This is a genomic window from Achromobacter sp. FW305-C-30-7, assembly GCF_058783105.1.
In genome coordinates this window covers 1-26,302 of the sequence record NZ_JBYSYI010000005.1, presented here as the reverse complement: position 1 = coordinate 26,302, position 26,302 = coordinate 1, and the positions used below count along the sequence as shown (strand labels likewise).

Annotated in this window: 21 protein-coding genes, 3 tRNA genes and 1 pseudogene; 20 read left to right on the top strand and 5 right to left on the bottom strand. The window is 63.4% G+C overall.

Annotation, left to right across the window (positions count from 1 at the left end; genetic code table 11):
* Positions 1-47: 47 nt before the first annotated feature.
* From AC3WOB_RS16970 to AC3WOB_RS16935, 8 genes are all read left to right on the top strand, one after another.
* Positions 48-1,118: an AbrB family transcriptional regulator gene (locus tag AC3WOB_RS16970; protein WP_492275687.1), complete on the top strand. Its 1,071-nt coding sequence runs from the start codon at positions 48-50 to the stop codon at positions 1,116-1,118.
* Between the two features lie 232 nt (positions 1,119-1,350).
* Positions 1,351-1,557 carry a cold-shock protein gene (locus AC3WOB_RS16965; protein ID WP_006216596.1) on the top strand — a complete coding sequence of 69 codons (207 nt, stop codon included), beginning with the start codon at positions 1,351-1,353 and terminating at the stop codon, positions 1,555-1,557.
* A 2,539-nt stretch (positions 1,558-4,096) separates the two neighbouring features.
* Positions 4,097-6,016, top strand: coding sequence for a tRNA uridine-5-carboxymethylaminomethyl(34) synthesis enzyme MnmG (gene mnmG / locus AC3WOB_RS16960; RefSeq protein ID WP_492275686.1), 1,920 nt, complete (start codon positions 4,097-4,099; stop codon positions 6,014-6,016).
* A complete protein-coding gene (gene rsmG / locus AC3WOB_RS16955) occupies positions 6,013-6,702 on the top strand; it encodes a 16S rRNA (guanine(527)-N(7))-methyltransferase RsmG (protein ID WP_492275685.1) in 690 nt (229 codons plus the stop codon). Before mnmG ends, rsmG begins: the two co-directional genes overlap by 4 nt.
* Complete coding sequence (locus AC3WOB_RS16950; RefSeq protein ID WP_013397050.1) at positions 6,699-7,499, top strand: ParA family protein; 801 nt, start codon at positions 6,699-6,701, stop codon at positions 7,497-7,499. Before rsmG ends, AC3WOB_RS16950 begins: the two co-directional genes overlap by 4 nt.
* A gap of 9 nt (positions 7,500-7,508) precedes the next feature.
* The gene (locus AC3WOB_RS16945; protein WP_492275684.1) at positions 7,509-8,333 is read left to right on the top strand and encodes a GNAT family N-acetyltransferase; all 825 of its coding nucleotides are present in this window, start codon (positions 7,509-7,511) and stop codon (positions 8,331-8,333) included.
* Between the two features lie 43 nt (positions 8,334-8,376).
* Positions 8,377-9,303 carry a ParB/RepB/Spo0J family partition protein gene (locus tag AC3WOB_RS16940; RefSeq protein WP_492275683.1) on the top strand — a complete coding sequence of 309 codons (927 nt, stop codon included), beginning with the start codon at positions 8,377-8,379 and terminating at the stop codon, positions 9,301-9,303.
* The gene (locus AC3WOB_RS16935) at positions 9,296-10,300 is read left to right on the top strand and encodes an asparaginase (RefSeq protein ID WP_492275682.1); all 1,005 of its coding nucleotides are present in this window, start codon (positions 9,296-9,298) and stop codon (positions 10,298-10,300) included. Before AC3WOB_RS16940 ends, AC3WOB_RS16935 begins: the two co-directional genes overlap by 8 nt.
* Here the strand turns inward: AC3WOB_RS16935 and AC3WOB_RS16930 are convergent.
* Positions 10,254-11,186, bottom strand: a complete 933-nt coding sequence (locus AC3WOB_RS16930; RefSeq protein WP_013397046.1) for a LysR substrate-binding domain-containing protein — start codon at positions 11,184-11,186, stop codon at positions 10,254-10,256. The two genes, AC3WOB_RS16935 and AC3WOB_RS16930, sit on opposite strands and share 47 nt — an antisense overlap.
* 116 nt (positions 11,187-11,302) lie before the next feature.
* Between AC3WOB_RS16930 and AC3WOB_RS16925 the strand changes: the two genes are divergently transcribed.
* The 4 genes and pseudogenes from AC3WOB_RS16925 to AC3WOB_RS16910 all read left to right on the top strand — a co-directional run bounded on the left by AC3WOB_RS16925 (position 11,303) and on the right by AC3WOB_RS16910 (position 15,838).
* Positions 11,303-11,890 (top strand): cysteine dioxygenase family protein, encoded by a 588-nt coding sequence (locus AC3WOB_RS16925; protein WP_492275681.1) that lies wholly within the window; start codon positions 11,303-11,305, stop codon positions 11,888-11,890.
* A gap of 1 nt (position 11,891) precedes the next feature.
* Positions 11,892-13,034, top strand: a pseudogene (metC, locus tag AC3WOB_RS16920) (cystathionine beta-lyase); the annotation flags it as partial.
* Between the two features lie 39 nt (positions 13,035-13,073).
* On the top strand, positions 13,074-14,672 hold the full coding sequence (locus AC3WOB_RS16915; protein ID WP_492275948.1) for a rhodanese-like domain-containing protein: 1,599 nt from the start codon (positions 13,074-13,076) through the stop codon (positions 14,670-14,672).
* A 164-nt stretch (positions 14,673-14,836) separates the two neighbouring features.
* On the top strand, positions 14,837-15,838 hold the full coding sequence (locus AC3WOB_RS16910; RefSeq protein ID WP_013397043.1) for a Bug family tripartite tricarboxylate transporter substrate binding protein: 1,002 nt from the start codon (positions 14,837-14,839) through the stop codon (positions 15,836-15,838).
* 15 nt (positions 15,839-15,853) lie between these two features.
* On the opposite strand, the gene AC3WOB_RS16905 is transcribed toward AC3WOB_RS16910, so the two are convergent.
* The 4 genes from AC3WOB_RS16905 to AC3WOB_RS16890 are packed head-to-tail and all read right to left on the bottom strand — an operon-like array spanning position 15,854 to position 20,411.
* Positions 15,854-16,615: a DeoR/GlpR family DNA-binding transcription regulator gene (locus AC3WOB_RS16905; RefSeq protein ID WP_013397042.1), complete on the bottom strand. Its 762-nt coding sequence runs from the start codon at positions 16,613-16,615 to the stop codon at positions 15,854-15,856.
* Between the two features lie 17 nt (positions 16,616-16,632).
* A complete protein-coding gene (locus AC3WOB_RS16900; RefSeq protein WP_492275680.1) occupies positions 16,633-18,315 on the bottom strand; it encodes an ABC transporter permease subunit in 1,683 nt (560 codons plus the stop codon).
* 31 nt (positions 18,316-18,346) lie between these two features.
* Positions 18,347-19,354: an ABC transporter ATP-binding protein gene (locus AC3WOB_RS16895; protein ID WP_492275679.1), complete on the bottom strand. Its 1,008-nt coding sequence runs from the start codon at positions 19,352-19,354 to the stop codon at positions 18,347-18,349.
* Positions 19,355-19,403: 49 nt separating this feature from the next.
* Entirely contained in the window at positions 19,404-20,411 is a 1,008-nt protein-coding gene (locus AC3WOB_RS16890) for an ABC transporter substrate-binding protein (RefSeq protein ID WP_013397039.1), read from the bottom strand.
* 194 nt (positions 20,412-20,605) lie between these two features.
* On the opposite strand from AC3WOB_RS16890, the gene hisN reads away from it, so the two are divergent.
* The 8 genes from hisN to AC3WOB_RS16850 form a co-directional block, all read left to right on the top strand.
* Positions 20,606-21,412, top strand: coding sequence for a histidinol-phosphatase (gene hisN, locus AC3WOB_RS16885; protein WP_492275678.1), 807 nt, complete (start codon positions 20,606-20,608; stop codon positions 21,410-21,412).
* A gap of 57 nt (positions 21,413-21,469) precedes the next feature.
* Positions 21,470-22,855: a glutamine synthetase family protein gene (locus tag AC3WOB_RS16880; RefSeq protein ID WP_013397037.1), complete on the top strand. Its 1,386-nt coding sequence runs from the start codon at positions 21,470-21,472 to the stop codon at positions 22,853-22,855.
* 31 nt (positions 22,856-22,886) lie between these two features.
* Positions 22,887-24,275 carry an aldehyde dehydrogenase family protein gene (locus AC3WOB_RS16875; protein ID WP_492275677.1) on the top strand — a complete coding sequence of 463 codons (1,389 nt, stop codon included), beginning with the start codon at positions 22,887-22,889 and terminating at the stop codon, positions 24,273-24,275.
* A 24-nt stretch (positions 24,276-24,299) separates the two neighbouring features.
* Positions 24,300-25,463, top strand: a complete 1,164-nt coding sequence (locus tag AC3WOB_RS16870) for an iron-containing alcohol dehydrogenase (RefSeq protein ID WP_492275676.1) — start codon at positions 24,300-24,302, stop codon at positions 25,461-25,463.
* A gap of 113 nt (positions 25,464-25,576) precedes the next feature.
* Positions 25,577-25,663, top strand: a tRNA-Tyr gene (locus AC3WOB_RS16865).
* 147 nt (positions 25,664-25,810) lie between these two features.
* Positions 25,811-25,884: transfer RNA gene (locus tag AC3WOB_RS16860), tRNA-Gly, on the top strand.
* Positions 25,885-25,896: 12 nt separating this feature from the next.
* Positions 25,897-25,971, top strand: a tRNA-Thr gene (locus AC3WOB_RS16855).
* 56 nt (positions 25,972-26,027) lie between these two features.
* Positions 26,028-26,302 (top strand): GTP-binding protein (locus AC3WOB_RS16850; RefSeq protein ID WP_492275947.1); only part of this gene is annotated, 275 nt, incomplete at its 3' end.

The window sequence follows — 26,302 nt, the reverse complement described above, 5'->3', positions numbered from 1 at the left end:
GAGAGAGTTTTCGTAAGTATCCCACTAACTCATAATTCGGTTTTCTCATGAGCTTAAGGCGCGACGGTATCGTGGTTCAGAACATGTTGTTGAGGGTATTGGGCGGTTTGGCGATCGCCTTGGCCGGCGCGTTGTTGGCGGTGTGGGCGCATATTCCGCTGCCATGGATGCTGGGGGCGCTGCTGCTGACGGCTGCGACGCGTATCGCGGGCCTGGGCACAGCGTGTCCCCGGCCGGCGCGCAATGCCGGCCAGTGGGTGATTGGAACTTCCCTGGGCCTGTACTTCACGCCGCAGGTGATAGGCCACATCGGCAGCAATGCGGGCCCCATCATCGTCGGCATGTTGTTCGCCTTGGGCTTGGCATTCATGGGCACGGCGATTCTGCGCCGCTACACCGACGTCGATTTCAAGACTGCCTGGTTTTCTTCGGCGATCGGCGGCGCCAGTGAAATGGCGAACCTCGCCGAACGCCATGGAGCCCGCATAGACCGCGTGGCGACGGCGCATAGCGTGCGCGTGCTGATGGTGGTCGTCGCGGTGCCTTTCATCTTTCAATGGTGGGGCGTGGCGGGCCTGGATCCCACGGTGCCGGGGCCCAAGGTGGTCCATGGCTGGGGACTGGCGCTGCTGGTTGCGTTGACCTGCATAGGCGGCACGGCCTTCATGAAGCTGCGCTTGCCCAATCCCTGGGTGCTGGGTCCGATGCTGATCGCCATGATTCTGACGACCAACGGCATCGAGCTGTCGGCCCTGCCGGACTATGTGCCGAAGATAGGCCAGTTGCTGATCGGCTGGTCGCTGGGCGACCGCTATCGGCCGGATTTCTTTCGTGCCGCGCCGCGTTTCATTGCCGCGGTGGCGGGCTTTACGGTGGCCGCGCTGGCGCTCGCATTCGGCTTGGGCGCATTGCTGTCGCTGTGGTCCGCCGCGCCGATCCCGACACTGATTCTCGGCACTACGCCAGGCGGCATCGCCGAGATGGCCATCACGGCCAAGGTGCTGCAGTTGGGTGTTCCGGTGGTCACCGCGTTCCACGTCATGCGCATGGTTTTCGTCGTGATCGTGACAGGCCCGATCTACGCTTTTATGGCGCGCCGCCAGGGCCGCGCGCCGTAGCGGAACGAGATCCAGTATTAAAAATACGACATTGGGGTAAACAACTATATGAGTCTGTAATGCGTGCTGAGTATGCTGATTACGCAGTTGATTCAAGCAGCGCGCGGACTCGTTCTGCAGCTAGGCGGCAAACGGGAACGCAGCAGCAACGCAGGTACCACTACCGGTCGTTCAGTTCTCACGGCGTCCTTGATTCATTGCATTTCGAGTTAATTACAGGACGCTAGAAAAAATGGCTCAGAAGGGCAAAGTTAAGTGGTTCAACGCTGACAAGGGTTACGGTTTCATCACGCCGGACGTTGGTGGTACCGATGTTTTCGCACACTTTTCCGCCATCCAGGGCCGCGGCTATCGCAGCCTGAACGAAGGCCAGGAAGTCGAATTCGAAGTCAAGGATGGTCCGAAAGGACCTCAAGCGGCCGAAATTCGCCCGCTCTAAATCGGGAAATCCCAATTTCCCGTCTGCCAGGTCCGACCTGGCTACAACGCCCCAAGACCTTCTGGTCTGGGGCGTTGTTTCATTTGGCGGCGCGCGCTTTATCCGTCTGCGCCAACAGAGTAGTTAGTGTTCACTAACATATCCTCCAGCCGTGGATAAGTTTGTGGATAATTATTTTTGGGTATGAGTATTTTCGTGCTCACCAATGAAGCAATAGTCTATCCGCAACGGGGTTTTGCACAGTTATTCCATCTTCCTTGGAACAACAATGTCCGGCCGCCAGGATGTCGGGCCTGTCTAGGTTTGCAGGCACTGTTTATATGTAAACAGGGCGATTCCCTAGGGAATACAGGCATTTAGCGCAGTTTTCTGGCGGTTGCGCGGCCAGGGCGCTTACGCTTCGCGATACTCCCGGCTGGCCATCACGGCCCGTTTTACCTCTGGCGGCGGAGGGTTGTTCACAAAGATATCCCCATCCCGGTTATGCACAGAATTACATCCTTTGGTGCCCCGGGAAGGCCCATCTGCCTGTGGATAGAAATGGGGATAGGCTCGGAAGATAGCGCTCGGGGAGCATCGTCCGGCCCTAATGCCAGCCCGATGACATGGGTTGGGCTTGATCGGCGATGTTGCAAGCGAGCCGGAGTTCTCTGCCGAATTTCAGCCCGGCGGGTTTTCCACAGGGATTCACATGAAAGACAGGCCCTCGCCCAAAAGGATGATGGTGAACCCATCTATGGAGGTGCAAGATACTTGTCTGATCAAGGAATCTGTCCCGGGTCGTTCGCGGCTTTCGCGTAGCGGCGGACCGCAGGATGGATGCGCGTGGATAAACGTGTGGATAATCCGGTCCCGCGATTTTTCGAGCGGCATTTTGACTGAAGCGAGCTGACAGAGTTCCGCGTCAGTTTGGGATCGATGGTCGTCATTCGTCTTTTTCGAAAACTCGTCGGATGGTGGGGCGATCTTATCCACATAGTTGTCCACGTTTTTTGCCACAACGTGGCTTTATTTTGTGGCATGCGTGGTCGCACGCTTGGCAGGCATCCAAAATAGAAATAATCGATTGCTGCCATAGGGAACGGCGTTGTGCATTTGTGCTTTTTCATAGTTCTTGGCACTTTGCTGTTTTGACGGAACGTTCTCTTTTTTCTCCAAGGCTACGCTGTTCTCGGCGACTTATCCCCAGAGTTGTTCCACGTGAAACGGCTGATGCCGTCTGGCTATCGGATTTGCTAGCTGTTGATAACCCTATGCGAGTTCAACGACACACGGTTGGATAGTGAAGGGGTTGATGGGCAACTATCCAATGTTCTGTCTGGCTTGCTATACCCTCAGTTGGCAGGGTGGGTGTACTGCTTTGCTTGTCTGGTTCCGAGGAGCGTTCAACGTTTCAGTTTCCAGCCAGATTTCGATGGAGTTCAAAGTGATTTCTTGAGTCTGACAGGATGGTTTTCCGGGCTGGGAATTGCTGATGGCTTCACAGTTGAAGATCAGGATTTAGGTTGATCACGCGGGGTGAGTGTTGATGTCTATGGTCTTTGTGGTTTCACGTGGAACAAGAAAATGCTCTTTTTTTGGGTAAGGGGTAGGGTAGGGGTCGAAAAATCGCTTTTTTTCGTAGAAACCATCAAATGATCGACTTAGGCCGCGGACAAAGCAGAGCTTGCGGGATTACGGTCCATGCTCGATTCTGTTGCAGTGAAGGCTGATTTTGGGGCGTCGATTTCAAGCATTGCATTCTGGAGTAGCCCGTCCTCTGTTTCACGTGGAACACTTTGGTTCGGCCTTCGGTGTCTGCTTATCGCGTATTCGCTAGCAGGCGTATGTTTCACGTGGAACAGTGCAAGTGGGCGCCGCGAACTCCGATGTTTCACGTGAAGCATCACCGAAAAGTATCCAGTAGAGAGCCTGCAGAACGCGCTTCTCCATTTCCAAGTTCTGCTCAGTTGCTACTACCTGCGAATGCTGGAATGACTTCGGTGCCTAGGGATGCAGCAATGGCGCTGGCTTGAGCTCTAGAAACGTAGCCGTTTCATGTTTCACGTGGAACATTTGCGACCATGTACGCGGAATCGGGAGAGGGGATGCCGACTTTGACGCGGGGGATTGCTCATGCCCATATATGGCATCTCTTCTCTGTCCGAGACCCTGGTGTTGCCCGCGTCTTGTCGCGGCTTGAATTGAGCAAGCATTCGCGTTTGCACAGGTGTTTCACGTGGAACATATAGGGTTCGGGTTGATGTGATGAACACATTTTCCGGATGGACGTACCCCGCCAACCTGTTCAATTCAATGACTATCCGCTGCAAACGGGATGAGTGCGCCGAAGGCACGCGGTGTTTCACGTGAAACCTAATAGGCAAAGCAGTGGCAAATGCCGACATATTCATCAACCGCAGCGCTGTCCCGTTGCCTTTTTGCCTACGACGATAGGCCTTGAATGCACTCATGCTGCGCCGAAGCATGTTTCACGTGAAACATGCAATCCCTGCCTCTATAATGAGCACCGAACGCTCTCTTATCTTTCCCCCCCATCATGGACTATCCCCGCGAATTCGATGTCATCGTCGTCGGTGGCGGCCACGCCGGCACCGAAGCTGCGCTGGCTGCTGCCCGCACCGGCGCCCAGACGCTGCTGTTGACGCACAACATCGAAACCCTAGGCCAAATGTCTTGCAATCCCTCCATCGGTGGGATCGGCAAGGGCCACCTTGTGAAAGAAGTGGACGCCCTGGGCGGCGCCATGGCCTTGGCAACGGATGAAGCAGGGATCCAGTTCCGCATCTTGAATGGTTCGAAAGGCCCGGCAGTCCGGGCCACGCGCGCCCAAGCGGATCGCGTGCTGTACCGCAAGGCAATCCGTGGCCGCCTGGAAAACCAGCCGAATCTTTGGCTGTTTCAGCAAGCGGTTGAGGACCTGATGGTGGAGGGCGACCGCGTGGTCGGCGCCGTTACCCAGATCGGACTGCAATTCCGGGCGAAGTCCGTGGTGCTGACCGCGGGCACGTTTCTCAACGGCCTGATCCACGTGGGCCTGCAGAACTATTCGGGCGGTCGTGCTGGAGATCCTCCGGCCGTCTCGCTGGGTCAGCGGCTGAAGGAACTCAAGCTGCCGCAAGGCCGACTGAAGACTGGCACGCCGCCGCGCATCGATGGCCGCTCGATCAACTACAGCATCCTGGAAGAGCAGCCTGGCGACTTGAATCCGATTCCCGTGTTTTCCTACATGGGCAATGTCGGCATGCACCCGCGTCAATTGCCTTGCTGGATCACGCACACCAATGCGCGCACCCACGACATCATCCGCGGCGGCTTGGACCGCTCGCCGATGTACAGCGGCGTGATCGAAGGGGTGGGCCCGCGCTACTGCCCGTCCATCGAAGACAAGATCCATCGCTTTGCCGACAAGGAGTCGCACCAGGTCTTCCTGGAGCCCGAGGGCCTGGACACGCATGAGGTCTATCCGAATGGTGTGTCGACCAGCTTGTCGTTCGACGTGCAGCTGGCGCTTATCCATTCCTTGCCAGGACTGGAGAATGCGCACATCCTGCGTCCCGGCTACGCCATCGAGTACGACTACTTCGATCCACGTGGATTGAAGAGCACGCTAGAAACCAAGGCGATCGGGGGTCTGTACTTTGCCGGACAGATCAACGGCACAACGGGCTACGAAGAAGCCGCCGCACAAGGCTTGCTGGCTGGCGTCAATGCTGCGCTGTTCGCGCTGGATCGCGAGCAGTGGACCCCGCGCCGTGATGAAGCTTATCTGGGCGTGCTGGTGGACGACTTGGTTACGCGCGGCGTGACCGAGCCGTACCGCATGTTCACCTCTCGGGCCGAGTACCGTTTGAGCCTCCGTGAAGACAATGCCGATCTGCGTCTGACGGAAATCGGCCGCCGTCTTGGCATCGTCGACGATGCGCGCTGGGACGCCTTCAATCGGAAGCGCGACGCCGTGGCTGCCGAAGTCGAGCGCTTGAAATCTTCCTGGGTGAATCCGCGGCTGTTGCCCGCGGAAGTTGCCGAGCCGCTGCTGGGCAAGGCAATTGAACGTGAGTACTCACTTGCAGATCTGCTGAAACGGCCCAGTGTTTCCTATGAAGCCTTGATGGCCGCCCGCAGCGCCGATGGCTCGCTGCTGGCTGGCCCTGGCGTGGTGGCGGACGAGGTGCTGGCCGAGCAGGTTGAGATCCAGGTGAAGTACGCCGGCTATATCGACCGCCAGCAGGTCGAAGTCCAGAAACAGATCGCACACGAACAGCAGGCCATTCCCGCCGATGTCGATTACGACGCGGTGACCAGCCTGTCATTCGAAGTGCGCCAGAAGCTCAAGACCCACCGGCCGGAAACCGTCGGCCAGGCCGCGCGCATCTCCGGCGTGACCCCTGCTGCAATTTCATTGCTGCTGATCCATCTGAAGCGCCTGCATTACGGCTCGCGCAAGCAAGCGGCATGAGCGCACACACCGATACGGCCGGCGCGGACATGGCCGGCCGCCTGTCTCGCGCATGCGAGCAGTTGGGCTTGGAGGCCGATGCCGCCACGATGGCCAAGCTGCTGAATTATCTGTCGCAGATGCAGCGCTGGAACCGCACCTATAACCTCACCGCCATCCGCGATCCGCAGCAGATGCTGATCCAGCATCTGTTCGACAGCCTGGCCGCCGTCGAGCCGTTCAACGAGGCGCTGGGCGCTTCAGGCACGCCGGCCAAGGTCTACGACGTCGGGTCGGGCGGCGGCCTGCCTGGCGTCGTTCTGGCGATCATGCGGCCGCACTGGTCGGTGACCTGCGTGGATGCGGTCGAAAAGAAAACGGCATTCGTGCGGCAGATGAGCGGCGTGCTGGCCTTGCCCAATCTGCAGGCCAGCCACGCCCGCATCGAAACGCTCACGCCTGCCGAGTGCAACATTGTCACGTCGCGCGCCTTCGCATCCTTGGACGATTTTGCGCAACTCGCAGGTCGCCATGTACGCAACGATGGTACCCTCGTCGCCATGAAGGGCAAGGTCCCCGAGGACGAAATACAGGCGCTGCATGCGCGCGGAGAATGGCAAGTCGATCACATCCAGCCGTTGCGCGTGCCTGAGCTAGAGGCCGAGCGCTGCCTCATCTGGATGCGCCGTAGTCAAGGAACCCTATGAAGAACATACCCCCCAGCACCTCCGCCCGCATTTTCTGCATTGCCAACCAGAAGGGCGGTGTGGGCAAGACGACGACCGCCATCAATCTGGCGGCGGGCCTTGCCACGCACAACCAACGTGTGCTGCTGGTGGATCTGGACCCGCAAGGCAATGCCACGATGGGTAGCGGCATCGACAAGAACTCGCTGGAGTCGAACCTGTACCAGGTGCTGATCGGCGAATCGAATATCGAGCAGGCCCGCGTCAAATCCGAATCGGGCGGCTATGACGTGCTGCCCGCCAACCGCGAACTGTCTGGCGCCGAAATCGACCTGGTGCAAATGGACCAGCGCGAACGCCAACTGAAGGCCGCGATCGATACCGTCGCCACCCAGTACGACTTCGTGCTGATCGATTGCCCGCCCACCCTGTCGTTGCTGACCCTGAATGGCCTGGCCGCCGCCCATGGCGTCATCATTCCGATGCAGTGCGAGTACTTCGCGCTGGAAGGCCTGTCCGACCTGGTCAATACCATCAAGCGCGTGCACCGGAACATCAATGACGACCTGCGTGTCATCGGTCTGCTACGCGTCATGTTCGATCCGCGCATGACCTTGCAGCAACAGGTGTCCGCGCAACTCGAGGCGCACTTCGGCGACAAGGTTTTCAAGACCGTCGTGCCGCGCAACGTGCGCCTGGCTGAAGCGCCCAGCTACGGCATGCCCGGCGTGGTGTACGACCGCGGCTCGCGCGGCGCGCAGGCCTATATCTCGTTTGGCGCTGAAATGATCGAGCGCGTGAGGAAGGACCTGAAGTAGGCCGCAACCATGTCCGCCGTCACGCTCTTTTCCCAGACCAAAACGCAAGCCTCCAGTACGCCGCGCATCGACGCGCGCGACAGCTTGCGCACGCGTCTGGAAGAGGCCGCGCTGAATGCCACGGCGGTGGGCGTGCAGCTGCTCTATGATGGCTGGCTGGTGCGCTTTGCGCATTCGCCTGTCAAGCGCGTGCGCAGCATCAATGTGCTGGGGTTATCCACACGTCCGCTGGACGAGCGGCTGGCGTATTGTTCATCGTTGTATGCGCGCCATGGCCTGCCCATGGTGCTGCGCATCACCTCCATCGGTCCCGATTTTTCCCTCGACGCCGAACTGGAGTCCCGCGGTTATACCTTTACCGACGAGACCCGAGTCATGTGCACGCCGCTCGCTCCCAGGGCCCAGGTCCGGGGCGATCTGCATTTCGATTTTGTCGATGCCGGACGCTTCGCGGCGGCGGTCGGGGCGATGCGCAATTCGGAATCCGGACACATCGCTGAACATCGGATGCGCCTGCAAGGACTGGCTGTGGATATCTCGCCGGTGCTGGCAACGGACGCGGCGGGACAGTGCGTAGCCGCGGGCCTGGCTGTCCGCGATGGCGATCTGCTCGGCCTGTTCGACATCGTTACCGACTCGGGGCAGCGACGTAAAGGCTACGCCGCGGCCCTGATTGAACACCTGTTGGCAACAGGCGCCGCCGGCGGCGCCACGACGGCCTATTTGCAGGTCGAGCCGGAGAATACAGCCGCGCGCGCTTTGTATGGCCGCTACGGTTTTAAAGACTGTTACGCGTATTGGTACCGCCTGCCCGCCGAGCAGGCGGACGCCTGAGCCTGGCTCGGGATACAAAAACAGAAGGAAAGAGGATTTAATTATGGCCACCAAGAAACCCAAGGGATTGGGCCGCGGACTGGACGCCTTGCTCGGCGCCGACGCGCCTGCCATCGAAAACATCGGCAAGGCTGCTGCCGCCGCCAAGCCCGAGGGTCCGCCGTCCACCTTGCCCGTCTCGAAGATGCGCGCCGGCAAGTATCAGCCGCGCACGCGCATGGACGAGGGCGCGTTGGGCGAATTGGCCGAATCGATCCGCACACAAGGCATCATGCAACCCATTCTTGTGCGCGCCCTGGGCGAGGTCGCGCCCGGCCATTATGAAATCATCGCCGGCGAACGCCGGTTCCGCGCGGCCCAACTCGCCGGCCTGAAGGAAGTACCGGTGCTGGTGCGCGAAGTGGCCGACGAGAACGCGGCCGTCATGGCGCTGATCGAAAACATTCAGCGCGAAGACCTGAATCCGCTGGAAGAAGCGCAGGGCGTGCGCCGGCTGCTGGACGAATTCGGCCTGACGCATGAACAGGCCGCGCAAGCGATCGGCCGCTCGCGCTCGGCCACCAGCAACCTGCTGCGCCTCTTGAACCTGGCCGCGGCCGTGCAGACCATGCTGTTGGCGGGCGATGTGGACATGGGCCATGCGCGCGCACTGCTCGCCGTGGATGCCGCCACGCAGATCCAGCTGGCCAACCAGATCATTGCCCGCCGCCTGTCGGTGCGCGAAGCCGAAAAGCTGGTCGCCAAGACCGCCAAGGAAGCGGAGTCGTCCAACGCACCCAGGAAGAAGGCCAATGGCGCCTCGCGCGACCTGACGCGCCTGGAAGAAGCCCTGTCCGACCATTTGGGCACGCGCGTTGCGCTGAAAGTGGGCGCCAAGGAAAAGGGTCAGATCGTCATCGACTTTCACGGCTGGGAACACCTGAACTCCCTGCTCGAGCGCCAGGGCCTGTCCGGAGTGGTGGATGCCTGAGCGCGCGCTGCCCGTCATTGCGGTACTGGCGACGGGCGGCACGATCGCCGGCGCCCAGGCCGACGCGACTTCGGCGGGCTACAAGGCGGGTTCGTTTTCTGTCGACGACTTGCTGGCCGCCGTGCCGCAGCTGGCTGGCATCGCCGAGATCCGCGCCGAGCAGGTCGCCAACGTCGGCAGCCAAAACATGACGCACGCCGTGTGGCGCGCGCTGGCCTTGCGCGTGGACGCATTGTGCCGCGACGCTTCGGTGGCGGGTATCGTCATCACGCATGGCACGGATACGCTTGAGGAAACGGCGTACTTCCTGAGCCTGGTCATACGCCACGACAAGCCCGTGGTGCTGGTGGGTGCCATGCGTCCCGCCACCGCGCTGGGCGCCGAAGGTCCGGCCAATCTATACAACGCGGTGGCGCTGGCGCGCCATCCCGAGGCGCGTGGCCGCGGGCCGCTCGTCGTCATGAACGAAGACATGCACTACGCCCGCGAAATCCAGAAGATCGCCAGCGCCGGCCTGTGCGCGTTCGCCTCGCCCAATCGCGGCCGCGCGGGTGTCATGCATGGCGGCGCACCGTTCTTCTATTCGCGCAACACCACCACGCATACCGTGGAAAGCGAGTTTTCACTCGCATTGCTTGAAAAAGCCGGCTGGCCCCGCGTGGATGTCGTCTACGCTCACGCCAACCTGCAGGCAGACCTGATCGATTTTCTCGCTGATGCCGCAGACGGCATCGTGCTCGCTGGTGTGGGCGACGGCAATGCCACCGACCTGGCCATCGAAGGCCTGAGCCGCGCCGCGGCCAGCGGCGTGGCGGTGGTGCGCTCCAGCCGCACGGGCAGCGGCTTTGTCGCGCGCGATGTCGAACTCGATGACGCTCGCCTGGGATTCGTTGCCGCGCGCGACCTGAATCCCCAGAAGGCCCGCATCCTGCTGATGCTCGGTCTTTCGATCACGCGCGATCCGGCGGCCCTGCAGGATCTGTTCGACCGCTATTGATGCGCGGCGGCTGGACCGCCGCATTCTCCTGCTGCGCCAGCCCCAGGCTGGTCCTGAGCATGTCGTAGACCTGCCGCGTCAGCGGATTGATCAGGTCCGGCCTTATCCACAGGAAGTACGTCACGTCGGGCAGGGGCGGCAGCCCTTCCTTTTCGCCCAACACGCGCATCTCCGGCCCCAGTAGTTCCACGCTGCGGGCCGTGACACCCAGTCCGGCGCGCAAGGCGGCCTTTATCCCCACCAGAGTCGGCGCCACATAGTTGGTGTGCCAGCGCACGCGCGCCTGCTCCAGGGCCGTGAGCGCCAGCCGGCGGAAGATGCTGGGCTCGTCGGCCAGCACCAACGGCACCGGCGCATGCATGTCGTGCACGTAGTCGGCGGAGGCCAGCCACACCGTGGGCGAGGTGCGCAGCGCCACGCCCTCGAAGTCCTGATCGAAGCGTGTGGATATCGTCAGGTCAAGCTCGCCGGCGCGTAGGGCATCCATCAGGAAGGGGCTGCGGTCCGTGCGGATTTCCAGCTTCACGCGTGGCGCCGCACGCGCGATGTGCGTTAGCAGCGTCGGCAGGATGGAGTCCGCCACGTCCAGCGGCGCGCCCAGCCGCAGATCGCCTTCCAACGGCCCGTCTTGCAAGGCGCGCAGCGCCTCGTCGTTGATGGCCAGCATGTGGCGGGCGTACTCCACCAGGCGGCGTCCGTGCGACGACAGCACTTTGTTGCGGCCCTGTTTCTCGAACAGAGGCTGGCCGATGAGTGACTCCAGCCGCTGCATCTGCTGCGTCACGGCCGATTGCGTCTTATGCAGCCGATTGGCGGCTTCCGAGAAGGTCTCGTGCCGGGCGATGGCGGTCAGGGTGCGGAGCAGGTCCAGATCCAGGTTGCGCATGGTGGTCTAGAAAGTATTAGAGATGCTAATGGAATCTTAAGGCAATTTAAATTGTTCCACGGGAGGAGGACGGATACAGTCAATTCCATAACTCATGAAAATAGGGAAAATCGAAAGTGAGCACCGCACATCCTCATCAGGCTGGCATCGCCAGCGCCATCGGAAATATTAAAAAAACTGTAGGAAATAAGGGGCTGAACCGCGACAGCCTCCAGACCGTGCTGGATGAGTTGGTCGGCCTGGCCAGCCATACCGACTGGTGGGCCGCCGACCGCTATCCCGCGCCGGAAGACGGTGAGCGCCAGGCCCGCTACCTGATCGCCGAAGAGGCCGACAAGAGCTACGCGCTCTATCTGAACGTCATGCGCCCCGGCAAGCAGATCGTCCCGCACAACCACACCACCTGGGCCTGTATCGCGGCCGTGGAAGGCGTGGAATACAACTACGTCTACGACCGCAGCGACGACGGTTCCGTGCCCGGCGTGGGCCGCCTGGAAAAGACCGGCACCGTGGTGGTCGGTCCTGGCGCGGGCATCGCACTGATGCCGGACGATATCCACGCCGTGGAGATCCAGGGCGACAGCGTCATCCGCCATCTGCACATGTACGGCCGCGCGCTGGAAACGCTGACCGAACGCCTGGCGTTCGATCTGGAAGCCGGCACCTGCAAAGTCATGCCGATCGGCGTGCAAACCCGCCGCTGACATGGACAAGCCCTATCGGTCCGCCACGCGCCTGCTGCGCGCCGGTCGCCCACATCATGGCTGGGTCAATACGCCGGTCACGCGCGCCAGCACCTACGTCTTCGACAGCGTGCAGGCTTGGCGCGATACGCGCAGCCGCCGCGACCAGGAACGCCTGCCGTCCTATGGCGCGCGCGGCACCGATAGCACGCACGCGCTGGAAGACGCCTTGGTGGAACTGGAAGAGGGCTATCGCGCCAAGCTGTATCCCACCGGGCAGGCCGCCATCGCCACCGTGCTGCTGGCCTATCTGCGCGCGGGCGACCACGTGCTGATCACGGATGCGGTGTATGAACCGGTGCGCCGCTTCTGCGCGGAACATCTATCGCGCATGGGGATTGCGTACACGTACTACCGGCCGGACGGCGCGGGCATCGAGGCGCTCATCCGTCCTGAAACCCGCATGATCTATGCGGAGTCGCCGGGCTCGCTGACCTACGAGATGCCGGATTTGCCGGCACTGGCCGCGCTGGCCCGCGCGCATGATTGCTGGTTGGCTGTGGATAACACCTGGGCCTCCGGTTTGGTGCACAAACCGCTCACGCTGGGTGCCGACATTTCGATCCTCGCGGCCACCAAGTACCTGGGCGGGCATGCCGACGTGATGATGGGCGCGGTGATCTCCAATGCGCGCGCCTGGAGTCCGCTGGAACGCGCCACCGTGGATCTGGGCCAGACCGTCGGCGCCGACGACGCCTACCTGGTGCTGCGCGGCATGCGCACATTGCCCTTGCGCATGGCGCAGCACGCCCGCAGCGCCCTGCGCGTGGCCGATTTTCTGTTGGGCCGCCCGGAAGTGGCGCGTGTCCTTTGCCCGGCCTTGCCGGGCGATCCTTCCCATGCGTTGTGGCAGCGCGATTGCAGCGGCGCGAATGGCCTCTTGACGGTGGAATTTTCCGGCGCGGCCGGCATGGACGACGTCGAGCGACTTATCAACAGCCTGCAGCTGTTCGGCATAGGCGCATCGTGGGGCGGTTTCGAAAGCCTGGTGATCCCCGTCAATCTGCGTGCCGCGCGATCCCTGCCGGACTCCACGCCACGTGGCGTCATGCTGCGTCTGCATGTGGGCCTGGAAGACCCCGATGACCTCATCGCCGATCTTGAGCAAGCGCTATCCCAACTCTTTCCGTCCTCTCTGAACACCATGATGCACCCCACCCAAGCCCATCCCGCCGTCGACGTCGATCCGCACACGCTCAAGCAATGGCTGCATGACGGCGCGGAGATCGCGCTGCTGGACGTGCGCGAGCACGGCCAGTATGGCGAGGGGCATCTGTTCTATGCCGCGCCTGTGCCCTATAGCCGGCTGGAAGTGGATATCGTGCGCCTGGCGCCGCGGCGCGATGTGCGGATTGCCGTTTACGACGAGGGCGGCGCCGACGACACGGCGGCGCGCGCCGCGCAGGCTTTGGCCGCGCTGGGATACCGCAACGTGCACCGCCTGGCTGGCGGCATCGCGCAATGGCAGCGCGACGGCTACGCCGTGTTCGCCGGCGTGAACGTGCCCAGCAAAACCTTCGGCGAACTGGCCGAAGAAGTTTTCCACACCCCGCGCATCGGCGCGCGTGATCTGGCCGAGCGCCAGCGCCGCGGAGACGACCTCATCGTGCTGGACGGCCGGCCTTACGCCGAGTACCAGAAGATGAGCATCCCCGGCGGCATCTGCTGCCCCAACGGCGAACTGGCGCTGCGCGCTCACGCGCTGGCGAGCAATCCACAGACGACCATCGTGGTGAACTGCGCCGGCCGCACGCGCAGCATCATCGGGGCGCAGACGCTGATCAACCTGGGCGTGCCGAATCCGGTTTACGCGCTGGAGAACGGCACCCAGGGCTGGTACCTGGAAGACCTGCAACTCGAACACGGCGCGCGCCGCCGCTACGACGACGGCGTCGCGCCGCAGGACCTGCCCGCGCTGGCGCAGCGTTCCTTGCGATTGGCCGAAAGCCATGGCGTGCCCATGGTGAGTGCCGAAGAGGTACAGGGGTGGTTGCGCGACAAGACCCGCAGCACCTTCCTGTGCGATGTGCGCAGCGCCGAAGAGTACGCGCAAGGTTCCTTGCCCGGCGCGCAGCATACGCCTGGCGGCCAGCTGATCCAGGCCACGGACCAGTACCTGGCCGTGCGGGGCGCGCGCATCGTGGTGTTCGACGCCGAGGGCGTGCGCGCGCCAGTGGTCGCCAGCTGGCTGAGGCAGATGGGCTGGGACGCCAGCGTGCTGCGCGAAGGCGTGCACGCGAGCCTGGACAACCCTGTGGAAAAAGCGCTGGTGCCGCAATTGCCCCTGATGACAGATGCGCAGCTTGCCGCTGCGCTCGCGCAAGGTGCGCAACTGGTCGACCTGCGCCCCAGCATGCGCTATCGCGCCGACCATATCGCCGGCGCGCGCTGGTCCATCCGTCCGCGCCTGGCCAGCCTGCGCTTGGACGCCGCGCGTCCCGTGGTGCTGCTGGCCGAGGATGCGGCCCTGGCTGCGTGGGCCGCGCAGGACCTGCGGGCGCAGGGCGTGAGCGACATCCAGGGCAACACCGGCGATCCCGCCAGCTGGCGCGCGCAGGGCATCGCATTGGCGTCCGCGGCGGCCGAGCCCGCCGACGCCGACTGCATCGACTACCTGTTCTTCGTGCATGACCGCCACGACGGCAACAAGGCCGCCGCGCGCCAGTACCTGGCCTGGGAGACCAACCTGGTCAAGCAGATCGATGAACGCGAACTGGCGGGCTACCGCTTTCCGGCGCGCTGATACCGGAACCGCCGTGCCGGCCTGATCCGGTCCCGCGGCACAGCAGACGCATCAATCCGAAAAGTACGCCCCGGCCTTCTTGGCCGGGGTGCGGACGGTTCATGCCGAACCGGAATGCAAAGGACGGCCGAGTATCCGGCTGCCAATCACAAGGGGAATTCCAGATGAAGCACCATGCATCGCACGTACGCAAGGCCGCCGCCGCGGCCCTGGCCGGTCTGCTGTGGGGGACCGTTGTCCACGCCCAGGCGCCCGCGCCCCTGCCGGACTATCCCAAGCAGGCCATCACGGTCGTGTCGCCATTTCCGCCGGGCGGCGGCAATGACGGCGTCGCGCGTCTGCTCGCGCAGGAACTGGGCGCCATCACGGGCCAGAGCGTGGTGGTGGAAAACCGTTCGGGCGCGGGCGGCAATGTCGGCACGGCGCAGGTGGCGCGCGCCAAGCCCGACGGCTACACCCTGGTGATGTCGCAGACCAGCGTGATGGCGGTCAATCCGCGTTTGTATAAGAACGTGGGCTTTGATCCGGTGAAGGACTTCATGCCCATCTCGCAGATCACCTCCGCGCCGCTGGTGCTGGTGGCCCGCAGCGAAAGCCCGTACCGGACCCTGAACGACTATCTGGAAGCCGCGCGCAAGCAGCCCGGCGTGGTGACCTACGCGACCCCGGGCAACGGCACCATGAGCCATCTGATGGGGGCGCTGTTGTCGCAGAAGGCCGGCGTGAAACTGGTGCACGTGCCGTACCGGGGCGCGGCACCTGCCATCACCGACCTGATGGGCGGCACGGTGGACATGTTGATAACTTCGCCGGCCTCGGCCGAACCCATGGTCGCCGCTGGCAAGCTGCGCATCCTGGCGCTCAGCCATGAGAACAGCATCGGCATTTTCAAGGGGGCGCCCACGCTCAAGCAGGCGGGCATGGAGGGCATTACCGCCGATGACTGGTATGGACTGTTCGCGCCCGCCGGCACGCCGCCCGAGCGCATTGCCTACCTGGCGCAAGCCGTGGCGCAGGCAATGAAATCGCCCGCCGTGATCGCCAAGATCAATAGCGGCGGCAGCTGGGCGGTGGGCAGCCAGCCTGCCGCGTTCAAGACGCGGCTGCAGGAGGACACCGTGTATTGGGCCGACATGGTGAAGACTGCCGGCGTGTCGCTGGACTGACGCGGGGGCCTAGCGCTACACCGCCACGACCTTGCCGACCGCGGACTTCAAGGCGGCGTAGGCGGGCGACTTCTGCGCGCTGGTGTTGGTGACCAGATGGTCGATGCGGTCCGCGCTGCAATAGGACACGCGGCTGCACAGGCCGATCTTGCTGAAATCGGCCAGCAGCACCAGCTGCTTGGCGTTGGCGGCCATGGCGCGCGCCACCTCGGCCTCGCGCAGGTCGTAGTTGGTGGCGCCGAACTCGGCGTCCACGCCCACCGGCGACAGCAGCGCCAGGTCGGCGCGATAGCGATGGATCTCGGCGATCGTGATGTCGCCGGCCGTGGCGCATACCGGGCCGCCCACGGATCCGCCCAGCATGATCAACTGGTTGGCGCCGTTGCCGGCCGTGCCCACTTTCAAGGCCACGTCGAACGAGTTGGTAATGACGGTCAGGCCCGACAGTTTGGCCAGTTCGTCGGCCAGCACGCTGGTGGTGCTGCCGGCGTCCAGGAACAGGGTCTGGCCGCTGGATACCAGGCCTGCCGCCGCGCGCGCGATGGCGCGCTTGTATTTGACGCGCGTATGCACGCGTTCCGCGATGGGCGGTTCGCTGTGCACCGGCACGGCGCCGCCGTGCACCCGGCGCAATTCCCCCATCGCCTCGAGTTCGAGCAGGTCACGCCTGACCGTTTCCCGCGAGACCCCCAGTTCGCCGACGATACGGTCGGTCGATACCTGCTGCAATGAAGACAGCAGGGCGCGGATTCTTTGATACCGCTCTTCTTGCCACATTTCCGATGCTTCCTAATCTATGTCCGGCGCCGTGCGGCCGCGGCGATCAGCGCGCGCAATGCCAGCAGGGACCCTCCCACGACCAGCATGATAAGGGTTGAATAGGCCGCGGCCTGCGAGACGAAGCCGGCTTCGTCCAGGCGCAGGACAGAAACCGGCGCTACGCTGACGGAAGGCGTGACCAGGAAGATCACCGCCGACAGGGTCACCATGGACCGCATGAACAGAAAGAAGAACACGCCCAGCACGGTCGGGCCGATCAGCGGCAGCACCGCGTCGCGCAGCACCCGCAGCGTACCGCCGCCCAGGCAGCTGACTGCTTCCTCCAGTGCCTGCGGCACTGCGCGCATGCCGGTCATCATCGTCAGGAAGCCTTGTGTGTGGTAGTGGTAGAAGTTGCACAAGGCGATCAGCGCGGCGCTGCCATACAGCGCATACAGGGGCGTGCCGGGGGCGTTGAAGGCGAAGATGTACGACAAGCCCAGCACCAGGCCCGGAACGCCTACCGGCAGTACCGACACCAGGTACACCAGCTTGGCCCATGCGCGTGGAATCCGGCATACGCCGAAGCTCAGGAAGAACAGCAGCAGCACGCCGCCGCCTGCCGCCGCCAGTGAGAGGTACAGGGACGTCCAGAGCGGCGTGTAGCCGCCGCTGACGGTGATGTCGTAGTGCTTCAACGTCCATTCCATGCGGTACGGCCACAGGCGCATGAAACTGGCGAAGATCACCGTGGCCACCGTCAGGATGATCGTGCCACAGGCAAGCAGTATGCCAGCGGTAAACGCCGCGTCGCGTGCGCGGGCCGGTTGCGGTGAGACCCGCAGGCCGCTGGGCGAGGCCGAACCGAACTGGCGCTGCGAGGCGACGCGCTCGATCTGCACCGATATCAGCGAGGGCAGCAGCAGCAGGATGCCGACCACGGAGCCCATGCCGAAGTTCATCTGCCCCGATACCTGGCTGTAGATCTCGGTGGCCAACACCCGGTAGTTGCCGCCGATCACGGCGGCGTTGCCGAAATCGGTAATGGTGATGACGAACACCACGAAGGCCGCGCTCAGCAGGCCGAATTTGCAGTTGGGCAGGGTGATGTCGAAGAACTGGCGCGTGCTTGAGGCGCCCATGACTTCGGCCGCGTCGTAGTAGCGCGCGTCCATGTTGCGCAAGGCCGCCTGCAGGATCAGCACGGCCTGGGGCAGGGCGTAGAACACGTTGGAGATCAACAGGCCCCAGAAGCCGTAGATGTCGATTTCCCAGCCGGTCCAGCGGTGCACCAGTCCATTGCGTCCCAGCAGGAAGATGAGCCCCAGGCCCTGCACCAGCGACGGCGCCAGCAGCGGCAGCACCAGCGCCAGCCGCACGGCGGCCTTGCCGCGCATGCAGCTACGGTCCAAACCATAAGCGATGGCGAAGCCCAGCGTGACGCTGACCACCGTGGTGGCGGCGCTCATGACCAGGCTATTCAGCGTGGCCGTGAGCACGCCGCGAGTGGCGAAGACCTCGGCATAGTTGCCCAGGCCGACCGAGCCGTCTTTCTCGACCAGGCTGCGCCAGGCCACGGTCGCCAGCGGATAGAGGAAGAACAGCGCCAGGCCCGCCAGGGGGATCCCGACGCAGGTCCACAACAGTACGCGGTCCGCCGACCAGGGGGCGCGGCCGGCGGGCGCCGCGATGGCCGTGCTGGCGTGAGCGGCGCTCAAGCGGAGTCTCCGGTTTGCGCGATGTGATGCGTCATACGCTGACCCAGGCGCATTGACCCGGCTCCATGTCCAGGCGCACGGGCGCGCCGCGCGACAGGCCGGCGGCGCCATGCTGTTCCACCAGAAGTTCGCGCCCCTGCCAGGCGACCCGCAAGCGGGTGAGATTGCCCATGAAGGTCATGTCCTGCACACGGCCCGGACCTTGCTCATCCGCGGCGATGCGCAGGCTTTCCGGCCGCAAGCAGGCCTCGTAGCGTTCGCTGGCGCCCTCGGGCCGCGTGGACAGCAACTGGGGCATGGCTTCGCGCACCCAGTCGGTGGGCAGCAGATTGCTCAGCCCCACGAAGTTCGCCACAAAGCGCGTGCGCGGCCGCAGATACAGGTCGGAAGGCGAGCCGACCTGTTCGATGCGGCCGTCGTTCATGCAGACGATCTTGTCGGCCAGCGTCAGCGCCTCCTCCTGATCGTGCGTCACCATCACGGTGGGGATCTTCAGGCGCCGCTGCACCTCATGGATCTCGGCGCGCATGTCGGTGCGTACGCGCGCATCCAGCGCGGAGAGCGGCTCGTCCAGCAGGATCAGCGCCGGATCCACCGCCAGCGCGCGCGCCAGCGCCACGCGCTGCTGCTGGCCTCCCGACAGCTGGTGCGGGTAGCGTTCGGCATAGTCGGGCAGTTTGATCAGTGTCAGCAGCTCTTTGACACGCATGGCGATGCGTTCGCGAGGTTCACCGCGGATGCGCAGGCCGTAGCCTACGTTTTCCGCCACGGTCATGTTGGGGAACAGGGAATACGACTGGAACACGATGCCGAAGCCGCGCTTGCGCGCAGGCAGCGCGCTCAGGTCGCGTCCGCCCAGCGTGATGGTGCCGCGGTCAAAGGGCAGCAGGCCCGCCACGATGCGCAGCAAAGTGGTTTTGCCACAGCCGCTGGGGCCGAGCAGGCAGACGAATTCATGCTCGCCCACGGACAGGTCGATGTCTTGCAGCGCTACCGACGCATCGAACGTCTTGCGTATCCCGCGCAATTCCAGATACATGGCGTCTCCAGGACGGGCGGCGGCCGGCTTGCCACCGGCCGCCGGCCCATCAACGCTTGATGGTTTCCTGCCAGGTCTTGATGGTGGCGTCCCGTTCCGCGGCTGACTTGGGGAAGTCCACGGGATACAGCACGGCGGTCAGGTCCTTGGGCAGGCCCGCGGCCTCGGCGGCCTTGTTGGGCGTGGCGCCGGGGATGGTCACCAGTTCCTTGTACTTGCTGTACAGGCCGCCCGCTTGTGCCGACAGCGTCCAGTCGAGGAAGCGCTTGGCGTCGGCGGGATTCTTGGCCGTCTTCATCAGGCCCGAGGCTTCCAGCTCGTAGCCCACCCATTTGGACGGAATCACCATCTTGATGGGAAAGCCTTCCTCGATGGACTGCATGGCGGGGAAGGCGAAGGACACGCCGATGGCGTACTCGCCGGCACGCGCCATTTTGCAGGGACGCGAGCCGGACGGCGTGTATTGCGCCACGTTCTTGTCCAGGTCCTTGAGCAGCGCCCAACCCTTTTCCTTGCCCATGCCCTGCAACAGCGCGACGATCTGCAGATAGCCGGTGCCGGAGGCCGCGGGGCTGGGGATAACGATTTCGCCCTTGTAGACCGGCTTGGTCAGGTCTTCCCAGGACGTGGGCATGGGCAGGTTCTTGGACTTGAGCCTGTCCGTGTTGACACAGAATGCGGCGACATAGCCGGTGGCCGCGAACCACTTCTGGTCGGCGCCCTTGTACTGGGCGGGCAGGGCGTCCATGCCCTTGGCCGCGTACGGCTCGAGCAGGTTCTGCAGGCGCGGGTCCAGCATGTTGCTGACGGCGAAGCCCCAGATCACGTCCTGCTGCGGGTTGGAGGCCTCGGCGATCAGGCGGGCGCCCAGGTCGCCGGTGGACAGCCGCAGCACATTGACCTTTACATCGGGCATGGCGGCGTTGGCGGCCTTCAGGTAGGCCGCGATCTCGTCTTCTTCGAGGGCGGTGTAGACGGTGATGGCGCCGGCATGGGCCTGCGTCCAACCTAGGGAAATTACTGCAACCACAAGGCCAAGCTTCTTCATACATTGCATGATGGGACTCCGGTTGGAATACACGGCAACGGTGGCGAGCTACGTAGGCGGGCAGTCTTCTGCAACCCATCCGGCAGGTTGCAGTTTTATGTATGTTTGCAAATTTGTGGCAACGTGTCTAGACTGGAAAAACCTGTATTCAAGGGTTTTTTTGGCGTAGGCGCATCCTCCCGCGCCACGCCTGGAGCTCATCGATGCAAACTTCACCGCCGTTATCCGCGCAGCAGCTGGCCGCGTACTCCTCGTTCGCCCAGACGCTGGCGGACCGTGTGCGCCCCTTGTCGCGCAAATGGTTCCGGCACCCGCTGGACGTCGACACCAAGGCCGACGCAAGCCCGGTCACGCAGGCGGACAGGGAGGTCGAGGCCGCCTTGCGCGAGGCCATCGCCCAGCACTATCCCGACCACGGCATCTTTGGTGAAGAGTTCGGCGCCTCGCACGCCGAAGCCGAGTTCGTGTGGTCGCTGGATCCCATCGACGGCACGCGCGCCTTCATTTCCGGCAACCCGCTGTGGGGCACCTTGCTGGCGCTGCTGCACCGGGGCAAGTCCGTGCTGGGCGTGATCGACATCCCCATGCTGGACGAACGCTGGATCGGCGCGGCCGGTGCAGCCGCGCAGCTGAACGGTGTTGTCTGCCGCGCCAGCGCCTGTGCCGAGCTGCGGCAGGCCATTTTGTACGCCACCTCTCCCGACATCTTTGTCGGCGCGGAACTGGCCGCTTTCGAGGCGCTGACGCAGGCCGCGCGCATGCGCCGCTACGGCGGCGATTGCTATAGCTACGGCCTGCTGGCCAGCGGGCACGTCGACCTGGTGGTCGAGTCCGGCCTGCAGCCGTATGACTATCTGGCGCTGATGCCCGTGATCGAAGGGGCTGGCGGCGTCATTACCGATTGGTCGGGGCAGCCGCTCAGCCTCGAATCGCAGGGCCGCGTCGTCGCGGCCGCCACGCCGCAGCTGCATCGCCAGGCGATGCGGGTGCTGGGGGCGGCCATGACCTGAACGCCGCGTCGCCCGCCCGCAGTTCAACGCAACGCTTCAGCCACAAGGTGAAAGAGCATGCATGCACTAGGGGTAGCAACGGTAGAAGACGCGGAGCGGCTGGTGCAAGCCAGCCAGCTCTCGCACATCAAGGTAGGCTTGTCCGACGTCGACGGCGTCATGCTGGGAAAATACTTGCGGCGCGACAAATTCCTGGGCGCGCTGCGCTCGGGGCTGGCGTTCTGCGACGTGGTGTTCGGCTGGGATCTGGACGACCAGCTCTACGACAACACCAAGTACACCGGGTGGCACACGGCCTATCCCGATGCCAAGCTCAGGATCATCCCGCAAAGCGGCCGCCGGCTGCCGCTGGAACAGGGGCCGGGCGGCGAAGACATGCTGCTGTTCCTGGCGGAATTCGAGGGCGACGCCGGCGCCATCTGTCCGCGGCGGCTGCTGCACCGCACCCTGGACCGCGCCGCGGGCATGGGCTACGACGTCTACGCCGCGCTCGAGTACGAATTCTTCATGTTCCGCGAGACGCCGCACTCCGTGCGCGCCAAGAACTATCGCAACATGGAGAACTGGACCCCAGGAAATTTCGGCTACTCCGTGCTGCGCAGCACCGTCGAAGGCGACTTCTACCGCAAGCTGCTGGACATGTGCGAACGCATGGACATGCCCATCGAGGGGCTGCACACCGAGACGGGACCCGGCGTGCTGGAAGCGGCCCTGGCGGTGGATCTGGCTGCTGCCGCGGGCGACAAGGCCTTTCTGTTCAAGACCTTCACCAAGGCGCTGGCGCAGCAGAACGGGCTGATGGCGACCTTCATGGCGAAGTGGTCGCACGATCATCCGGGCCAAAGCGGCCACATCCATCTGTCGCTGCGCGACCACAAGACCAACCGCTCTGTCTTCTACGACGAATCGCGGCCGCATGGCATGAGCGCAACGCAAGCCTCCTTCATGGCTGGCGTGCAGCGCTATCTGCCGGAGTTCATGGCCCTGTACGCGCAAACCATCAACAGCTATTCGCGCCTGGTGCCCGGATATTGGGCGCCGCTGGACGCCACCTGGGGCATGGAAAACCGAACCACTGCGCTGCGCCTGATTCCGGGCAGCGATAAATCGCAGCGCGTCGAGGTGCGCATCGGATCGGCCGACGCCAATCCCTATCTGGCCTTGTCCGCAGCCCTGGCTTCGGGGCTATATGGCATCGAACAAGGGTTGACGCCCGAGCCCATGGTGCAAGGCAATGCCTACACGCAGCAGTTTCCGGCGCATCTGCGCCTGCCCACCACCTTGTGGGAAGCTGCGCAGCGGCTGCGCGAATCCGAAGCCGCGCGCCATCTGTTCGGCGACGCCTTCGTCGAGCACTACGCGGCCACGCGCGAATGGGAAGAACGGCAGTTCCGGCGCCACGTGACCGACTGGGAACTGGCGCGCTACTTCGAAATCATCTGAATCCAAACCAAACCGCTTGCGCAGGGCAGACATGACTCAGGAACTCATTACCATCAGTCCCATCGACGGGCGCGAGGTTGTGCGCCGTCCCTATGCCAGCGAGGCGCAGATCGCGCAGGCGCTTGCCGACGCGCAAGCCGCGCAAGCCGCGTGGCAGGCGCTGGGCGTGGAGGGGCGGGGGCGCATCGTGTCGGCGGCAGTCGATCGCTTCGTCGCCGCGAAGGAAGAAGTCGCGCGCGCCATTACCATCCAGATGGGGCGACCGTTGCGCTACACGCCGGGCGAGGTAGCAGGCTTCGAGGCGCGCGCGCGTCACATGATCGCCATCGCCGGCGATGCGCTGGCGCCCATCCAGGTTCCGGAACAAACCGGCTTCACTCGCTTCATCAGCCGCGAACCGATAGGCGTAGCGTTGACGATAGCGCCATGGAACTACCCTCTGTTGACGGCGGTGAACAGCATCGTGCCCGCGCTGATGGCGGGCAACACCGTCATCCTCAAGCATTCCGACCAGACGCCCTTGTGCGCCGAACTGATCGACCGCGCGTTCCGCGAGGCGGGGGCGCCCAAGGGCGTGTTCCAGTATCTGCATGCCAACCACGACATCGTGCATCGGCTGATCCGCGCACCGGAGATCGGCTATGTCTCGTTCACCGGCTCCGTGCGCGGCGGGCATGCCGTGGAAGAGAGCGCGGCGGGGCGTTTCATAGGCGCAGGCCTGGAACTCGGCGGCAATGATCCGGCCTATGTGCGGGCAGACGCGAAGATCGATCACGCGGTCGAAACCCTGGTGGACGGCGCATTCTTCAATTCGGGCCAGTCCTGCTGCGGCATCCAGCGCATCTACGTGGCGCGTGCGCGGTACGACGAATTCGTCGAGCGCGCCGCCGAACTGACGCGCAGCTATGTCCTGGGGAATCCGCTGCACGCCGATACCACGTTGGGTCCCGTAGTGCGTGCGAAGGCCGCCGCCGAGATACGCGGAATAATCGATGAAGCGGTGTCGGCCGGCGCCATAAATATGATTGATAACTCGCATTTCAAGGAAGCGAGCATAGGCTCGCCTTATGTTGCGCCAGCGTTGCTGACACAGGTCGATCACCGCATGCGCATCATGAACGACGAGTGCTTTGGGCCTGCGGTCGGCATCATGCCGGTGGACAACGATGAGGAAGCCATCGGCCTGATGAACGACAGTCCTTATGGGCTGACGGCGGCGGTCTTCACTCAGGATCAGGAGGCCGCGTTGCATATCGGTGTGCAGGTTCGCACCGGAACGTTCTTCATGAACCGCTGCGACTATCTGGATCCCGCGCTGGCGTGGACCGGCGTGAAGAACTCCGGCCGCGGCGTGTCCTTGTCGGCAGTCGGCTACGAACAACTGACGCAAGCCAAATCCTTTCATCTGCGCAGCGTCTGACAGGACGCCATCAGGAAACCAGCCATGACTCTGCCCTGCGTAAATTGGAACTATCCCACCGCCATCAAGGCCGGCCCCGGCCGCATCAAGGAACTGCCGGAACTGTGCCGCGGGCTTGGCATGACGCGTCCGTTGCTGGTGACGGATCCCGGGCTGGCCGCCTTGCCCATGGTCGCGGACGTGCTGCGCGCATGCGGTGACGCCGGCCTGGAGTGCGGCCTGTTCCACGAAATAAAAGGCAACCCCACGGGCCGCAACGTCGACGATGGCGTGCGCGCATACAAACAAGGCGGCCACGATGGCGTGATTGCATTTGGCGGAGGTTCCGCGCTGGACGCTGCCAAGGCAATCGCCCTGATGGCGGGACAGACGCGGCCCTTGTGGGATTTCGAGGACATCGGCGACAACTACCTGCGGGTCGATGTGGCAGGCATGGCGCCAGTGGTGGCGGTGCCGACCACCGCGGGCACGGGTTCGGAGGTAGGGCGCGCGTCCGTCATCACCGATGAGGCCGCCGAGGTCAAGCGCATCATCTTCCATGCGCGCATGCTGCCGTCCGTCGTGATCCTGGACCCGGAACTGACAGTCGGCCTGCCGCCGAAGATCACGGCGGCAACCGGCATGGACGCGCTGTCGCACAATCTGGAGGCCTACTGTTCGCCATTCTTCCATCCCATGGCGGCTGGCATCGCGATCGAAGGCATGCGTCTGGTGAAGGAATATCTGCCGCAGGCGGTGGCCGATGGCGGGGATCTGCAGGCGCGGCTGCAAATGCTGGTGGCTTCCAGCATGGGCGCGACGGCTTTCCAGCGCGGGCTGGGCGCCATGCATGCGCTGGCGCATCCGCTGGGCGCGTTGTACGACGCGCATCACGGCACGCTCAACGCAATCCTCATGCCCTATGTGCTGAAAGCCAACCAGCACGCGGTGGCGCCGCGCCTGGAAGCGTTGGCGCGTTACCTGGGCCTGCCCGATCCTGGCCCGGGAGCGGTGCTGGATTGGGTGCTGAGCCTGCGCGAGACGCTCGGCATTCCCCACACCCTGGCGGAAATTGGCATCGACGATGCCCAGGCGGAACGAGTCGGGCGCATGGCGGCCGAGGATCCCTCGGCCGGCGGCAACCCCGTCAACTACACGCCAGAGCAGTATTCCGATCTTTTCCGTGCAGCAATTCGCGGAAACCTGTAAGCTTCGCCCCCTCTGCGCGGAAACGCAGCGGGGGTTGAAGAAGGATTTTGAATATTTCGTCCGAAGCGTTTGACAGCGGATTTGAAAGTGTTCATAATCTCGAATTCTCCGCTGGAGGAGTGCCCGAGTGGTTAAAGGGGGCAGACTGTAAATCTGTTGGCCTTGCGCCTACGTTGGTTCGAATCCAACCTCCTCCACCAGAGACCCATACCCAAATCCAGGCGCGGTTGGCCTGGATTTAAAATGTAAGGCCCGGAAAGCCGAACGACCTTCGCAAAGAAGGCTGCAACGTTTTCCAGGGCTTTGGATTGAAAAGGTTTGGGAAAGAGAAGGTGAAAGGGTATGCCGCGGGTGTAGCTCAATGGTAGAGCAGAAGCCTTCCAAGCTTACGACGAGGGTTCGATTCCCTTCACCCGCTCCAAGATTTTTAAATGCCCATGTGGCTCAGTGGTAGAGCACTCCCTTGGTAAGGGAGAGGTCGCGCGTTCGATCCGCGCCATGGGCACCACAAATTTCGAAGTTCTTTTCTTCAGTCTGAAGCGCAATCCAGGTCAGGAGTCAGCCATGGCAAAAGGCAAGTTTGAACGTACCAAGCCGCACGTGAACGTGGGTACGATTGGTCACGTTGACCACGGCAAAACGACGTTGACGGCCGCTATCACGACCGTTCTGTCGAACAAGTTCGGTGGCGAAGCCAAGGGCTACGACCAGATCGATGCGACTCCTGAAGAAAAGGCTCGCGGCATCACGATCAACACGGCACACGTCGAGTACGAAACGGAAGCGCGTCACTACGCGCACGTTGACTGCCCGGGCCACGCTGACTACGTGAAGAACAT